Source organism: Amycolatopsis sp. NPDC043887, from assembly GCF_056435665.1.
The window spans coordinates 82,698-97,574 of sequence record NZ_JBWKEB010000020.1 but is presented as its reverse complement, the minus strand read 5'-3'; the positions used below and the strand labels follow the sequence as shown (position 1 = coordinate 97,574).

The 14,877-nt window shown below is 69.0% G+C and carries 15 protein-coding genes; 4 read left to right on the top strand and 11 right to left on the bottom strand.

Annotation, left to right across the window (positions count from 1 at the left end; genetic code table 11):
- The first annotated feature begins 3 nt into the window (after positions 1–3).
- The 3 genes from AC069H_RS37270 to AC069H_RS37260 all read left to right on the top strand — a co-directional run bounded on the left by AC069H_RS37270 (position 4) and on the right by AC069H_RS37260 (position 3,916).
- A complete protein-coding gene (locus tag AC069H_RS37270) occupies positions 4–945 on the top strand; it encodes a carbohydrate kinase family protein (RefSeq protein ID WP_478235459.1) in 942 nt (313 codons plus the stop codon).
- A gap of 192 nt (positions 946–1,137) precedes the next feature.
- Positions 1,138–2,454, top strand: coding sequence for a citrate synthase (locus tag AC069H_RS37265; RefSeq protein ID WP_091598543.1), 1,317 nt, complete (start codon positions 1,138–1,140; stop codon positions 2,452–2,454).
- Between the two features lie 112 nt (positions 2,455–2,566).
- Complete coding sequence (locus tag AC069H_RS37260) at positions 2,567–3,916, top strand: cryptochrome/photolyase family protein (RefSeq protein WP_478235458.1); 1,350 nt, start codon at positions 2,567–2,569, stop codon at positions 3,914–3,916.
- 54 nt (positions 3,917–3,970) lie between these two features.
- Here AC069H_RS37260 and AC069H_RS37255 read toward each other — a convergent pair whose 3' ends face one another.
- From AC069H_RS37255 to AC069H_RS37220, 8 genes are all read right to left on the bottom strand, one after another.
- Complete coding sequence (locus AC069H_RS37255) at positions 3,971–5,161, bottom strand: ABC transporter permease (RefSeq protein WP_478225333.1); 1,191 nt, start codon at positions 5,159–5,161, stop codon at positions 3,971–3,973.
- Complete coding sequence (locus AC069H_RS37250) at positions 5,158–6,084, bottom strand: ABC transporter ATP-binding protein (protein ID WP_478225334.1); 927 nt, start codon at positions 6,082–6,084, stop codon at positions 5,158–5,160. The genes AC069H_RS37255 and AC069H_RS37250 overlap by 4 nt, the downstream gene beginning before the upstream one ends.
- On the bottom strand, positions 6,081–6,311 hold the full coding sequence (locus tag AC069H_RS37245; protein WP_478225335.1) for a hypothetical protein: 231 nt from the start codon (positions 6,309–6,311) through the stop codon (positions 6,081–6,083). The genes AC069H_RS37250 and AC069H_RS37245 overlap by 4 nt, the downstream gene beginning before the upstream one ends.
- Positions 6,308–6,763 carry a hypothetical protein gene (locus tag AC069H_RS37240; protein ID WP_478235457.1) on the bottom strand — a complete coding sequence of 152 codons (456 nt, stop codon included), beginning with the start codon at positions 6,761–6,763 and terminating at the stop codon, positions 6,308–6,310. Before AC069H_RS37240 ends, AC069H_RS37245 begins: the two co-directional genes overlap by 4 nt.
- Positions 6,760–7,296, bottom strand: a complete 537-nt coding sequence (locus AC069H_RS37235; protein ID WP_478235456.1) for a hypothetical protein — start codon at positions 7,294–7,296, stop codon at positions 6,760–6,762. Before AC069H_RS37235 ends, AC069H_RS37240 begins: the two co-directional genes overlap by 4 nt.
- On the bottom strand, positions 7,293–7,562 hold the full coding sequence (locus tag AC069H_RS37230) for a helix-turn-helix transcriptional regulator (RefSeq protein ID WP_034308595.1): 270 nt from the start codon (positions 7,560–7,562) through the stop codon (positions 7,293–7,295). The genes AC069H_RS37235 and AC069H_RS37230 overlap by 4 nt, the downstream gene beginning before the upstream one ends.
- 82 nt (positions 7,563–7,644) lie before the next feature.
- Positions 7,645–9,186: a glycerol-3-phosphate dehydrogenase/oxidase gene (locus AC069H_RS37225; protein WP_478235455.1), complete on the bottom strand. Its 1,542-nt coding sequence runs from the start codon at positions 9,184–9,186 to the stop codon at positions 7,645–7,647.
- Positions 9,183–9,746: a TetR/AcrR family transcriptional regulator gene (locus AC069H_RS37220; protein ID WP_478235477.1), complete on the bottom strand. Its 564-nt coding sequence runs from the start codon at positions 9,744–9,746 to the stop codon at positions 9,183–9,185. Before AC069H_RS37220 ends, AC069H_RS37225 begins: the two co-directional genes overlap by 4 nt.
- Positions 9,747–9,843: 97 nt before the next feature.
- Here AC069H_RS37220 and AC069H_RS37215 point away from each other — a divergent pair, with 97 nt between their 5' ends.
- On the top strand, positions 9,844–11,463 hold the full coding sequence (locus tag AC069H_RS37215; protein WP_478235453.1) for an FAD-binding oxidoreductase: 1,620 nt from the start codon (positions 9,844–9,846) through the stop codon (positions 11,461–11,463).
- A gap of 72 nt (positions 11,464–11,535) precedes the next feature.
- Here the strand turns inward: AC069H_RS37215 and AC069H_RS37210 are convergent, their stop codons facing one another.
- The 3 genes from AC069H_RS37210 to AC069H_RS37200 all read right to left on the bottom strand — a co-directional run bounded on the left by AC069H_RS37210 (position 11,536) and on the right by AC069H_RS37200 (position 14,750).
- The gene (locus tag AC069H_RS37210; protein WP_478225340.1) at positions 11,536–12,264 is read right to left on the bottom strand and encodes a gamma-glutamylcyclotransferase; all 729 of its coding nucleotides are present in this window, start codon (positions 12,262–12,264) and stop codon (positions 11,536–11,538) included.
- Complete coding sequence (locus AC069H_RS37205; protein ID WP_478235452.1) at positions 12,258–13,352, bottom strand: S-(hydroxymethyl)mycothiol dehydrogenase; 1,095 nt, start codon at positions 13,350–13,352, stop codon at positions 12,258–12,260. Before AC069H_RS37205 ends, AC069H_RS37210 begins: the two co-directional genes overlap by 7 nt.
- Before the next feature lie 132 nt (positions 13,353–13,484).
- Positions 13,485–14,750 (bottom strand): peptidase C39 family protein, encoded by a 1,266-nt coding sequence (locus AC069H_RS37200; RefSeq protein WP_478235451.1) that lies wholly within the window; start codon positions 14,748–14,750, stop codon positions 13,485–13,487.
- Positions 14,751–14,877: the final 127 nt, after the last annotated feature.

The following is a 14,877-nucleotide window of genomic DNA, read 5'->3' as shown; positions in this document are numbered from 1 at the left end:
CCCGTGATCGTCGTAGGTGGAGAGGCGCTGGTCGACCTCGTTCCCGGTGAACCGTTGGATTCCACTGTGGACGGTGGATTGCGCGCGCTGCTGCCCCGGATGGGTGGTGGTCCCTACAACGTCGCGCTCGCCGCCGGGCGGCTCGGCGTCCCGACGGGCTTCCTGTCGCGCGTCTCGAACGACCGCTTCGGCGTCGCGCTGGTGGACCGGCTGCACGCCTCCGGCGTCGACACCGCCTTGCTGCAGCGAGGAAACGAGCCGACGACCCTCGCCGTGGTCGCGCTCGACGAGAAGGGTTCCGCCCAGTACACCTTCTACACCGAGGGCACCGCGGACCGGCTGGTCGCCGACCCCGGCCCGCTGCCGGAGGATGTGACGGCGCTCTCGCTCGGCACCCTCGGCATGGTCCTGGAGCCGGGCGCGAGCACGTACGAAACCGTGTTGCGCCGCGAATCCGACCGCGGCGTCCTGACCGTGCTCGATCCGAACATCCGTGCGGCGCTGATCGCCGACCCGGCGGCGTACCGGGCGAGGTTCGATTCCTGGCTGCCGCATATCCGCCTGCTCAAGATCTCCGACGACGACACGGAATGGCTCGCCGAGGGCGCCGACCCGGTCGACGCGGCAAAGGTCTGGACCTCTTGCGGAGTCGATGCCGTCGTGCTCACCCGGGGCGCGCAAGGGCTGTCCGTCATCACACGAGCGGGCGAAATCGCCCAGGTCCCCTCACGCCGGGTCGACGTCGTCGACACGATCGGCGCCGGTGACACCGTGCAGGGCGCCCTGCTGGCGTGGCTGTACTCGAACGGCGTCCGTGACTTGTCCACTCTCGACGCCGACGGCTGGCGTACGGCGCTCGAATTCGCGGCGAAAGCGGCGTCGATCACCGTCTCGCGGAGCGGGGCCGAACCGCCGACGGCGGGCGATATGGCATCCGCCGTGTGAACCTGGTCCCAAAGGGGCTGTTGTGAGCAACTCACCCGCTGCGCGTTGACCCCATTCTCGACTAGCGTAGAGGGGAATTCATACCCCAGCGGGGCGGTGTGCAGCGAGGCCGTGGGTCACGCGCGTGAAAGAGGGCGTACCTGTGGAACCTACAGGCGCCGCCGGCCCGTGCTGAACGTGAGAGGGACTTACATGTCCGACGCGACGACGGCTGCGGGGCAGTCCGGCGAGACCGCGACGCTGCGCCTGCCCAACGGCGAGCACGAGTTCAAGGTGATCCACCCGGTCGAGGGCGCGCCTGGGATCGAGCTGGGGAAGCTGCTGGCGACGACCGGGTACATCACCCACGACCCGGGTTTCGTGAACACCGGTGCCGCGTCGTCGGCCATCACCTACATCGACGGTGACGCCGGCATCCTGCGCTACCGCGGGTACCCGATCGAGCAGCTGGCCGAGAAGTCGACCTTCATCGAGGTCTCGTACCTGCTCATCTACGGCGAGCTGCCGACCCAGGCGCAGCTGGAGGAGTTCACCGGGAAGATCCAGCGGCACACCCTGCTGCACGAGGACCTGAAGGCCTTCTTCAGCGGCTTCCCGCGCGACGCGCACCCGATGCCGGTGCTCTCCAGCGCCGTATCCGCGCTGTCGACCTTCTACCAGGACTCGCTCAACCCGTTCGACGAAGCGAACGTGGAGCTGTCCACCATCCGCCTGCTGGCCAAGGTCCCGACCCTGGCCGCGTACGCGTACAAGAAGTCCGTCGGCCAGCCGCTGCTGTACCCGGACAACTCGCTCGGCCTGGTCGAGAACTTCCTCCGGATGACCTTCGGTTTCCCGGCCGAGCCCTACGAGGTCGACCCGGACGTCGCCAAGGCGCTCGACCTGCTGTTCATCCTGCACGCCGACCACGAGCAGAACTGCTCGACCTCGACCGTGCGTCTCGTCGGCTCCTCCGAGGCGAACCTGTTCGCCTCGATCTCGGCCGGTATCAACGCGCTCTTCGGCCCGCTGCACGGTGGCGCCAACAGCGCGGTCCTGGACATGCTCGAGGGCATCCAGGCCGAGGGCGGCGACGTCGCGAACTTCGTCACCCGCGTGAAGAACAAGGAGAAGGGTGTCCGCCTGATGGGCTTCGGGCACCGGGTCTACAAGAACTACGACCCGCGCGCGAAGATCATCAAGAACACCGCGGACGAGATCCTCTCCAAGCTCAAGGGCGGCGACCAGCTGCTCGACATCGCGAAGAAGCTGGAAGAGACCGCGCTCTCGGACGACTACTTCATCGAGCGGAAGCTGTACCCGAACGTCGACTTCTACACCGGTCTGATCTACCGGGCGCTCGGCTTCCCGACGAAGTACTTCACCGTGCTGTTCGCGCTCGGCCGCCTGCCGGGCTGGATCGCGCACTGGCGCGAGATGATCCAGGACCCGGCCACCAAGATCGGCCGCCCGCGGCAGATCTACACCGGCTACGCGTCGCGGGACTACGCGCCCATCTCGGAGCGCTGATCCCCCTCCCGCAAGCGCTATGAAAGGTCCTTTCCTTGCAAATTTCGCAAGGAAAGGACCTTTCATTGCATCCGGGCGTGCGGGGCCACGGGAGCGGCCTTAGGGTTCCAGGGTGACCAGAGAAGCCCCGGTAGTGCTGTGGTTCCGCCGCGACCTCCGCCTCGGAGACCACGCCGCCCTCCTGGAGGCCTCGAAACACAGCAAGCACGTCCTAGCCCTGTACGTCCTCGACGACGCGCTTCTCAAACCCTCCGGCGCCCCGCGCGTCGCGTTCCTGCACGGCTGCCTGAAGGCGCTGGACGATCAGCTCGGCGGACGGCTGATGCTCGTCAAGGGCGACCCGGCCGAGCAGGTCGTCAAGGCCGCGCGCGAGATCGGCGCGGCGGCGGTGCACGTCAGCGCGGACACCGGCCCGTACGGCCGCCGCCGCGACGACGAGGTCAAGAAGGCGTTGGCGGAGCACGACATCGACTGGGTCGAGACGGGTTCCTCGTACGCGATCACGCCAGGCCGCATCACCAAACCCGACGGCGATCCCTATCGCGTGTTCACCCCGTTCTACCGCGCGTGGGTGCGCCACGGCTGGCCGCGGCCCGCGGACACCGGTAAGTCCATAGTGGACTGGGTGGAACCGCCGCGCTCCGTCAAGCTCCCGAAGTCCCCGTCGCTCAAGGGGATGGAGCTGCCGGAGCCCGGTGAGCGGGCGGCGCTCGAACGCTGGCACGAGTTCCTGGACGACGGCCTCGAAACCTACGACGAAGATCGCGACCGGCCGGATCGGCCCGGCACGACAAGGCTTTCGCCGTATCTGCGCTGGGGGTGCGTCCACCCGCGCACCCTGCTGGCGGACCTCGCCGGGAACGAGGGATCCGGCGCCAAGGCGCTGCGCGGTGAGTTCGCCTGGCGTGAGTTCCACGCCGACGTCCTGTGGCACCGTCCCGAAACCGCGCGGAAGAACTACGATTCCCGGTTCGACGCCATGGAACACGAGAGCGACGACGAGGCTTTCCGGCGGTGGTGCGAGGGACGCACCGGGTTCCCCATCATCGACGCGGGGATGCGGCAGCTGCTCGCCGAGGGCTGGATGCACAACCGTGTCCGGATGATCGTCGCGAGTTTCCTGGTCAAGGACCTGCATCTGCCGTGGTGGCTCGGCGCGCGGCATTTCATGAAGCATCTGGTCGACGGCGATCTCGCGTCGAACCAGCTGAACTGGCAGTGGGTCGCGGGCAGCGGCACCGACGCGGCGCCGTACTTCCGGATCTTCAACCCGACCACGCAAGGGGAGAAGTTCGACCCCTCCGGCGACTACGTCCGCCGCTACGTCCCCGAACTCCGCTCCGTGCAGGGCAAAGCCGTGCACAAACCCGCCGGCGTGCCCGATTACCCCGCACCCATGGTCGACCACGCCCATGAACGCCAGGTCGCGCTGGAGCGCTACGGCGCCATCAAAGGTCCGTGAAGGCCTCCTTCCCTACTCTCAGGGTAGGGAAGGAGGCCTTCACGGACTCGCGGGTCAGCCCTTCAGCGCCTCGGTCAGCTTGATCCGGCTGCCGACCCGCAGGACGCTGTTCTGGTAGATCCGCGCGCCCAGCCAGGTGAACAGGGCGATGGCGCCCACGCTCAGGCCCAGCGACAGCGCGATCTCCCACGTCTCGACGGTCCCGGCGGCGATCCGGGCGGGCATCAGGACCGGGGAAAGCAGCGGCACCAGGGAGAGCACCTTCGTGCCCGTGCCCTCCGGCGCCTGCGCCAGCAGGTTGAATCCGACGACGAAGCCGAGGATCAGCACGATGTTGACCGGGCCGATCACGGACTGGGTGTCCTCCTGCCGGGAGACCAGCGAACCCATGGCGCCGTAGACGGTGGCGTACAGCAGGAACCCGAGCAGGTACCACAGCACACCCCACAGCAGCGCGCTCGTCGCGACCCCGGACAGCGTCAGCACGTTGGTCGCCGACGCGACGACGAACCCGGCGCCGCCGATGATCACCAGCTGCGTCAGCCCGACCAGCCCGAGCCCGATCACCTTGCCCAGCAACAGATGCCACGGCCGGACCGTGGACAGCAGGATCTCCACCACCCGGCTGGACTTCTCCTCGACCACGCCCTGCGCGACCAGCGTCCCGTAGGTCACGATGCTCATGTACAGCAGCACCGCCACGATCAGCCCGATCACCATCCGCTGTGACTTCTCCGGGTCCGGCGGTTTGATCGAGTCGACCTCGACCTGGGTCTGGTGGACCGTGCGCATCACCTCGTCCGGCGACTTCTGGGCCTCGGAAAGGATGCCGTTCAGCACTTCCTGCTGGGACACGCCGTTCAGCAGGGAACGCAGCTTTGTGTCCAAATCGGACTTGACGAGCACTTTCAGCTCGGTGGCGTTGCCGGACAGCAGCGCGTCCAGATCGCCGTTCTCGACCTGAGACCGGCCTTGCGCCGGATCGGCGACGGTGACGGTCTCGATCTTCTCGCCGATCGCCTCGCCCGCGGTCTTGAGCTGCTGCGCGATCCCGGCGGTCTGGCCGGTGAGCCCGACCTTGCTCTTGTCCTCGTTGCTGATCAGCGTGGACTGCAGCAGGACGTAGCCCATCAGCATGACCAGCAGCACGGCGGTGCCGACCACGAAGGACCTGGTGCGCAGCCGGGTGTTCAGCTCGCGTTTGGCGATGAGCCAGACCGCGCGCCACGAAGATACGGTGTTCATGCGGAAACTCCCTGTGCCGCCGGCTTCTCGGCGACCGCGTCGCGGAAAAGCTCGGTCAGCGAACGCCTGCGTTTGGTGAACTCGGTGACCGGGCCGGTGGCCAGCGCCGCGGCGAGCACGGCCTGATCGTCGGCGCCCGCCTCGAGTTCGAGGATCGTCGTCGAGCCGTTCTGCTCGACCGTCCGGACACCGGGAACGGACGCGGCCCAGCCGGGCGCGGCGGCGGGCGCGGTGACGACGAGACCGTTGCCCGCACCGGCGGTCAGCTCGCCGACGGTGCCGGAGGCGACCATCCGTCCACTTCGGATGATGCCGACCCGGTCGCACAGCCGCTCGACCAGATCGAGCTGGTGGCTGGAGAACACCACCGGCACGCCGGTCGCGGCCTTCTCGCGCAGCACGCCGCTCATCACGTCCACGGCCAGCGGGTCGAGGCCGGAGAACGGCTCGTCCAGCACCAGCACCTTCGGATCGTGCACCAGCGCCGCGGCGAGTTGCACGCGTTGCTGGTTGCCGAGGCTCAACTTCTGGACCTCGTCCTTGCGCCGTTCGGTCAGCCCGAGCCGGGCGATCCAGTTCTCGGCACTGCGGTGGGCGTCGTTGGCCGACATCCCGTGCAGCTCGGCGAGATAGACCAGCTGCTCCAGCACCTTCATCTTCGGGTACAGGCCGCGTTCCTCCGGCATGTACCCGATGTGCGTGCGGGTCTCGTGGGTGATCGGGGCGCCGCCGAAGCGCACCTGGCCGGAGTCGGCCGCGAGCACCCCGAGCACGATCCGCATCGTGGTGGTCTTGCCCGCGCCGTTGCTGCCGACGAAGCCGAACAGCTCACCGGGCTGGACCTCGAAGCTCACCTCGTCCAGCGCCACCTTCGCGCCGTAGCGCTTGGAGACCTTGTCGATCTCCAGCTTCCCCTCGCTCATTTCCACTTCCCCTCTTCGAAATACCGCACCAGCGCCGCGAATCCCCGATGGACGCCGGAAACCGTGCGGTTCCGTTCGATCAGCCCGTCCAGCTTGACGTTGCTCACCACCGAGCTGGCCCGGTACACCAGGACCGCCCGGCCCGCGCCGGCGAGGACCCCACCCGCCACCAGCACGACGGCGACCACGCCGATGGACATCTTGTGCCGCTTCTTGTCCCCGGTCATGCCGGAGCCACCCCCTCGAAGTCTTCAGGGTCATCGTCCGGCAGCCGCCAGGCGAGCCACAGCGCCGGTAGCGACGTCCCGAAGACGAACAACGCCGCTGTCATCGCGGACAGCAGCGAACCGGAATCCGGTTGCCCCGCCGCGTAAAGCCCGTACCCGAGATCCACCAGCATCAACACGCAGATCCCCCGGAACGCAGCGTAGTGCGCGCGGTTTCGCAGCAGCAGCTCGCGTTCGTCGAGATCCTTCGCCGCGGAGCCGGGTCTGCCGACGGCCTTGCGCAGCACCGCCGCGGTGCCGACGCAGAGACACAGCCCGGGCCCCATCAGGCCAACGGCGAACCACAAGGTCGGCTCGCGCAGCAGGGCGGCACCGGCGATCACGACCAGATGGCCGATCACGGCCGCGACGGCGAGACGACGGCGATCCGATCGCGTGCGGGTGGTGGTCATGCGGGGAGCACCCCTTCGAAGTCTTCAGGGTCGTCGTCCGGCAGCGACCAGCCCAGGATGACGGCGGACACCGTGGTGCCGGTGATCAACAGCGCGCAGGCCATCATCGCGCCACCGGCCTTGGGGCCGGGGACCAAGAGGCCGTAAAGCACCGCGAACAGCATCAGGGCCACCAGGATCTGGTAGCTGACGTAGGTGACGCGGTGGCGCATTTCCCGCTCGCGTTCGTCGAGCCGCATCGAGAACCCGCCGCTCATCTTGCCGGTGAGGATCCGCAGCAGGTACTGGGCGCCGCCCGCCACGACGCCCCCGCCGAGCCAGCACACGAGGAAGGTTCCTGTCTGCCCTGCCTGATAGAAGACCGCTCCGGCGATCAGGATCAGATCGCCGGCGACCACCAGCACACTCAACGCTCGCCGCCGTTTCCGCGTGCGCCAGGTCGGCAGCTTCAGCGCTCGCTTGCGTTCCACCTCGTCCAGCCGTTCCTGCTGGCGCTCCCAGTACGCCGCGAGGCGGCCTCGCTCCTCGCTCATGTTCCCCCCTCCCGGTAGACCTGAGTGGACAGCGGCGTGAACGGTTCGCGGCTGAACACGGCCTCGACCGGGAGGTCGAACACCGCGCAGATGCGGAACGCCAGGTCCAGGCTCGGGTAGTGGTCCCCTCGTTCGAGCGCGCCGATGGTCTGCGGGTTGACCTCGACGGCCGCCGCGAGGGCGGCCCTGCTCAGTCCGCGCTCCGCCCGGAGCACGGGAAGCCGGTTGTAGATCGGCAGCTCTTTGCCGCGTCTGACCGGGCTCATGGAACATACTGTTGCAAAAACCCAACGACCCGTCAAGTTGAGGGCGCGCTTCACCGCATTCAGAGGACTAAATGCGGGAGGGTCAGGAGAGGCCGGCGAGTGATTTGTCGACAAGGTCCTGGACGCGGCCGCGGGCCGCCTCGGCGTCCGGGGTGACCAGGCCGAGCCGGGTGCGGCGCTCCAAGACGTCCTCGACGTCGAGAGCGCCCTCGTGCCGCACGGCCCAGACGACTTCCGCCGCGCTGATCTCCGTCCCGTCGAACAGGGGCAGGCCCAGTTCCGGATCGACCTCGCCGAGTGCCGCGACCCGCGGTGCTTCGGTGCCGTACTTCGCGACCAGCCGCGCTGGCGCGTCCACAGTGGACAGGCGGCTTCGCGGTGTCGCGCCGAGCAGGGGAAGCCTGGACGTGGCCGACGGCCCGGCGAGGAGCCCGGACCGTTTCAGCGCCGCGTCGACGGCGTCCTCGGCCATCCTCCGGTACGTCGTCAGCTTGCCGCCCACGACGGTGAGCACGCCGTCGGCGCCGGTCACCACCGCGTGCTTGCGCGAGAGGTCCGCGCTGCGCCCGCCGCCGCCCTCGACCAAAGGCCGCAGCCCGGCGAACGAACCCGCGACGTCGGCACGCGTCAGCGGGCGGGTGAGCGCCGTCGACGCCACTTCGAGCAGGAAGTCCACATCGGACTCCGGCACGGACGGCACCCGGGGGACCGGCCCGTCGGTCGGCTCGTCCGTGACCCCGACGAACACCCGGCCGTCCGGTTGCGGCAGCAGGAAGACGAAGCGGTTGTTCTCGCCGGGAACGGGCACGTTGACCGACGTCGCGCCGATCCGCGCCGCTCCTGAGGCCAGGATGAGGTGTGAGCCGCGAGAAGGTCGCAGCCGCACCGACTCCGCCAGTTCTCCCGCCCAGACGCCCGTCGCGTTGATCACCTGACGGGCGCGGATCTCGATCTCCTGCCCGGTGAGCCTGTCCCTGGCCAGCACCGATTCCGCGTCGAGCCGGAGTGCCTCGACCTTCGTCAGGATCCTCGCGCCGCGTGACGCCGCCGTGCGGGCCAGGTTCACGACCAGGCGCGCGTCGTCGGTCAGCGCGCCGTCGTAGGCCAGCAGCGCGCCGCGCAGGCCTTGAGGGGACAGGCCGGGTGCGAGCGCCAGCGCCTCCGCGGCCGGGACCGACCTCGGCCGCGGCAGCACCGACGCCGGGGTCCCGGCCGCGCGGCGGAGGCCGTCACCGGCGACGAGGCCGGTCATGATGAACGCCTGCTGGCCGCGGGAGGTCTTGCGGTACATCGGGAAGAGCTGCGGGATCGCCCTGGTGAGATGCGGGGCGGTGCGGGTCATCAGTATCCCGCGTTCGACAGCGCTTTCGTGCGCCAGCGCCAGATCGCCCTTGGCCAGATACCGGAGGCCGCCGTGGACGAGCTTGCTGGACCAGCGTGACGTCCCGTATGCCAGGTCGTACGCCTCGATCAGGGTCACCGAGAGGCCGCGCGCGGCCGCGTCCAGCGCGATCCCCGCGCCGGTGACACCGCCGCCGACCACCACCAGATCGACCCGCTCGCCGCCGGCCAGCGCCGTGAGTTCCCGGTCGCGCCGCAGGGCGTTGAGCGAGCCCGGCGTCACGGCCGCAACGCCGCGTCGAGTACGTGGGCGAATTCCGCCATCAGCTCCTTCTCGTTCACGTCCGCGGTGGCGGGGCGGTACGAGAACGCGAAGGACTGGATGAGCAGCAGCAGGGTGCGCGCCTGCGAAGGCAGGTCGCCCTTGCGGATCGAGCCGTCTTCGTGGCCCGACTTCAGCAGGCGTAGAATCACGCCTTCGGCGAAGCGCTGGGTCTTCCCCAGCCGCTCGACGATGTAGGGCAGGACCAGTTCGGAGTCGAGGTCCAGCAGGGTGCGGAACAGCGGGTCGCCCGACAGCGCGGCGACGGCGGCGGACGAACTCTGTACGAGCTTCTCGCGGAAGTTGGCGGGCTCGACCTCCGGCTCGGCGGCGCCCTGGAGCAGGCCGCCGAACTCGCGGGTCATGAGGGTCGCGAGCACGCTGCGCACGTCCGGGAACCGGCGGTAGACGGTCATCCGGCTGACCTTCGCGGTACGGGCGATCTCGGCGAGGGTGGTCCGCCTCACGCCGACGGCGAGCACGCACTTCTTCGCGGCGTCGAGCAGAACGTCGTCGGACACACGCGTGGAGGCCTGGCGGGATCGGGTGTCCGCCAGCGCCGAAACGCCTGTTTCCGCAGGTGAGTGACGTTTTACGTCCATATGTAACACTGTAGTCGTGACGGAGCTTATTGACCACCGGTTAAGACGATCCTGGACGCCCGAAGGCGGTGACGCGGCCCACCTTCCGGCGAAGGCCTTGCGGTGGCTCGTCCAGCGTATCGGTCCGCTGGGCTCCGCGGCGCCCCTCGCGCCCGATTCGGCGCTGTCCGTTCCCGATTCGGTGCTGGGCGAACAGCCGAAACGAGACCTCGAGGAACTCGTCGGTGCCGACCAAGTCCTGCTGGCGCCGGGGGAACGGCTCGCGCGGGCGAGCGGTCTGTCCTATCTGGACCTGGTGCGGCGGCGCGGGTTCGGTGATTTTCCGGTGCCGGACGCCGTCGTCCTGCCGGAGAATCCCGCCGAAGTCCAGTCGGTACTGGAAATCTGCGCACGGCACGACGTCGGCGTCGTCCCGTTCGGCGGCGGGACGTCGGTGGTCGGCGGGGTCGCGGCGCTGCGCGGGGACAAGAGCGCGGTGATCGCGCTCGACCTCACCAGGCTCGGCGAACTGGTCTCCGTCGACCCGGTCTCCCGGATCGCGGTCCTGCAAGCGGGCGTCACCGGCCCGGAGGCGGACCGGCTGCTCGCCGCGCACGGTTTCACCCTCGGGCACGTTCCCCAGTCCTACGAACGCGCCACCATCGGCGGATTCGCCGCGACCCGGTCCGCCGGGCAGGCTTCGTCGGGTTACGGCCGGTTCGAGGACATGGTTTCGAGTGTCCGGCTCGCGACTCCGCGCGGGGAATGGAAACTCGGCGTCGCGCCGGCGTCGGCCGCGGGACCCGACCTGCGGCATCTGGCCATCGGCAGCGAAGGCGCGCTCGGCGTGATCACCGAGGTCGCCCTCCGGGTCCGCCCGGTGCCGGAGGTGCGGCGCTACGAGGGCTATGTCCTCGACGGCTGGGAGAAGGGCACCGCGGCGGTCCGCGAACTCGCCCAGCGGCACGTGCTCGCGGACGTCACACGACTGTCCGATGTGGACGAGAGCGAGGTTTCCCTGGCGCTCAACGACAGCTTGAAGACCAAGGCGCTGCGCCGGTACCTCAAGGCGCGGGGAGTGCACGCGCCCTGCCTGCTGATCGTCGGCTGGGAAGGCGCGTCGAAGCGCGCGGTCGCCCGGCGTCGTCAGGAGACCACCCACGTGCTGGAGGAGTTCGACGCCGTCCGCATCGGGGCCGCGCTCGGTGAATCCTGGCGTCGCGGCCGGTTCTCCGGACCTCGGCAACGGGACGCCTTGATGGACAACGGTGTCTGCGTCGAAACCCTCGAAACCGCCGCGTACTGGACGGAACTGAGCGACCTGCGCGACGCCGTCCGTGCCGCGCTCACCGCCACGCTCGGCAACGCCATCATCATGTGCCACGTTTCGCACGCGTACGAAACGGGCGCGTCGCTGTACTTCACCGTGCTCACCGCCCGTGACGAGGCCGACCCGGTCGGCCAATGGCAGCGGGCGAAGGCGGCGGCGTCGGAGGCGATCACCGGGATCGGCACGATCTCGCATCACCACGCCGTCGGCGTCGACCACGCGCGCCATCTGGCGGCGGAGATCGGCGAGATCGGCGTCGAAGTGTTGCGAGCGGCGAAGAAAGCCGTCGACCCGACCGGGATCCTCAATCCCGGGAAGCTTCTCTGAGCCTGTCGGCGGAGCTGAGAGACTCTTTCGGAAAGTGACTCGACGCGTGAACCCGCCCGGCCGAAGGCTCCGCTATCGCGGTGGCAGGGCGCCTTCGGCACCTTCGTGAGCTGGACGATCAAGTCTCGCCCTGACGACGTCGATCGCGGACGCGGGTTCACCACCAGATCCGCTGACCAGCGTCCCGGCCTCGACCAGCGTGCAGTCCAGACCGTGCGTTTCGGCGGGGATGCCTTGCAGTGCGGCGGCGCGGCGCTGTTCGAGGTCGGCGACGCGGATATGCCTGCCGTCCACCAGGATCGGCAGGCGGATGTCCGCGGCGCCGACGTACGCCACGACGTCGTCGAGCACGGTGCCGTCGTCGAGGGTGATGGCCGGGGCCGTCAGCCGCACCAGGTTGTAGCGCTGTCCTTTGCCCTCGCATTTGTCGAGCACGGCCAGCTGGCCGGGCGTCGCGAACCAGACGGCGTGCTCCTCGACGACGCCCGGCGCGGCGGCGAGCGTCGCGGGCCGTTGCCCGTCCCGGAACCGCAGACCGGACGCCCAGACCGCGGCGAGGTCGGTGCAGCGCGCGTGGCAGACGACGACCGGGCCGGTCAGGCCCATGTTCTCCCGCAGCCAGGTGATCTTTGACGGGCACGCGTTCGAACCGTAGGCGAGCACGGCCTGGCGTTCGCGCCAGCCCTCCGGCGCGGTGTCGAGGCTGTGCCCGGCGCCGTCGAAGTGGACGAACGAATGCCCCGGCCGCGCTCCCGGATACGGATCGGCCGGGAAGTCGGCGTCGGTGAAGAGCTTCACCACGTCACCACGCTGCGGAGGACGTCGCCGCGGTGCATGCGCTCGAAGGCCTGCTCGACGCCGTCGAGGGCGATCCGCTCGGTGACGAACTTGTCGAGCGGCAGCCTGCCCTGGAGATAGAGGTCGATCAGCATCGGGAAGTCGCGTGAGGGCAGGCAATCGCCGTACCACGACGACTTGAGCGAGCCACCGCGCGAGAAGAAGTCGATCAGTGCCACGTCCAGCCGCATGTCCGGGGTCGGGACGCCGACGAGCACGACCGTGCCCGCCAGATCGCGGCCGTAGAACGCCTGCCGCCACGTTTCGGGCCTGCCGACCGCGTCGATCACGACGTCCGCGCCGAACGAATCGGTGAACTCCCGGATCGCCTCGACGACCTGCTCTTCGCTCAGCCCCTTGCTGTTCAGCGTGTGCGTGGCGCCGAAGTCCTTGGCCCAGGCGAGTTTCCGGTCGTCGGTGTCGACGGCGACGATGGTCTTCGCGCCGGCCAGGTCCGCCCCGGCGATCGCGGCGTCACCGACGCCGCCGCAGCCGATGACCGCGACGGAATCGCCGCGGCTCACCGCGCCGGTGTTCAGCGCCGCGCCGAGACCGGCCATCACCCCGCAGCCGAGCAGCCCGGCGACGGCCGGTTCGGCGGCGGGGTCGACCTTCGTACATTGTCCACTGTGGACCAACGTCTTCTCGATGAACGCGCCGACGCCGAGCGCGGGCGACAATGCGGTGCCGTCGGCCAGCGTCATCGGCTGGGCGGCGTTGAACGTCGAGAAGCAGTACCAGGGCTTGCCCCGGCGGCAGGCCCGGCAGGTGCCGCAGACCGCGCGCCAGTTCAGGATCACGTAGTCGCCCGGTTCGAGGCCGGTGACGCCGTCGCCGACGGCCTCCACGAAGCCCGCGGCCTCGTGGCCGAGCAGGAACGGGAACTCGTCGTTGATCCCGCCCTCGCGGTAGTGCAGGTCGGTATGGCAGACGCCGCACGCCTTGACCGAGACGACGGCCTCGCCGGGCCCGGGGCCGGGCACCGTCACGGACTCCAGCGAGACCGGTTCACCCTTGGCGCGGGAAACGACGCCTGGGACCTCGTACGGCATGCCCACCTCCGAGTCATTGACTTCGCAGCTTGCCACGAAGACGACCGGGATCGCGACATCCGCTCGGGTGGGGAACCTCCATCCATGCCCCGCCGCCGCCCTCAACGGACGCGCCGCGCGCGCAGAATCGATTTAGTGCCCGGGCGTAATGATGTAAGCGACGCCGCCGGGACCACTGGAAACGCCGCCATTCGTGTTGTACCGCTTGGTGCGTTGCCAGATCGTCTCGAACTGGTGTCGTTTGTAGACATTTCGGACCCGGTCGTTGCTGTTGGCGGCCGGGTCGTTCGCGATCACGTCACCGTCCTTCGTGAAGCCGACGACGACCATGATGTGCCCGGCGGTGCCGTAGCCCGCGCCGTCGAGTTCCTCGGCCTTGAACGACTGCGACGTGATCACCGGGATGCCGCGCGCGATGTAGTTCTCGAGTTCGTTCAAGGAGTGCAAACGGGTGATGTGCCCCCGCAGTCCGAGTGAAGCGGCGTACGCGGTGTTGAACGGCCAGTTGCCTGTTCCGTCGTAGGCGTAGTCGAACGTGTAGCGGGCGGCGTACGCGACGGTCGGATCGACGTAACCCTCCGGGATCCACTTCATGTCCTCGGGCTTGGGCCGTTTGCCCCAGTACTCGGCGACCATCTCGGTGGACGTGGGGCTGCACCAGTTCTCGCCACCCCCGCCGTACTCCGGGAACTGTCCTTTGTGGAGGTTCTGCGCGTACGTGGGCACCTTGAGCTCGATGCCGGTGGCGCGGCCCGGTTTCGTGGCCTTGACCTCGAAGCGGTCCGGGACGAGCGACGTCATCGCGCCGACTGACGTCACCGACGGCGTGGCGCGGGAGCCGGCCTCGCGGTACAGGCTGACCCGCAGCTGGTACGAGCGGAGCGCGACACCGGCCTTCATGACCAGCGTGTCGATGTCGACCGCGGCGTTGGCGTCGCTCTGGCCGTCGACGCTGGTGCGTTTGATGTCGGCGTCCCCGCTGGCCCACCGGCCCATGACGTACCAGGACGTCTCCGTGCCCGTGGCGGTGCGGCCCTTCGCCTCGACCTTGATCCATGTCTTCGCGGGCGTCTTCGCGTTCCACGAGGCGACCAGCTGCGAGGCGTCGAAGCCCTGCGTGTGACTCCTCGACGTCCACTGGCCGTATTCGTAGGTCTTCGTGGTGCCGAGCGTGGGTTCGGTGTGCTCGACCGTGCCGATCGGGCGGTCGATGCGCAGCGCGCCGTGGTCGAGGCCGAGCCCTTCGAGCCTGCCGTCACGGAAACCGTGGTGACCGGACCATTCGTGGTAGTCGATCGACTCGTCGTGCGGGCGGCCGGGTCCGGCCTCCGCCGTCTGTGCCGTCACCGCGGTCATCGTCGCGATCGTCAGCAGCGTGACCAGCCCTCGTATGCGCATCCCCGCTCCGTCCCTCGTGTCCACCCAGTAGGGAAGGGATTTTCGCCGGTCGCGCGAGGTATGTAAACAGTTACCCCCGATCGCACGAGTTCCGCCTCCAAGCACGTGCTCGCGTGATTGAAGGCGT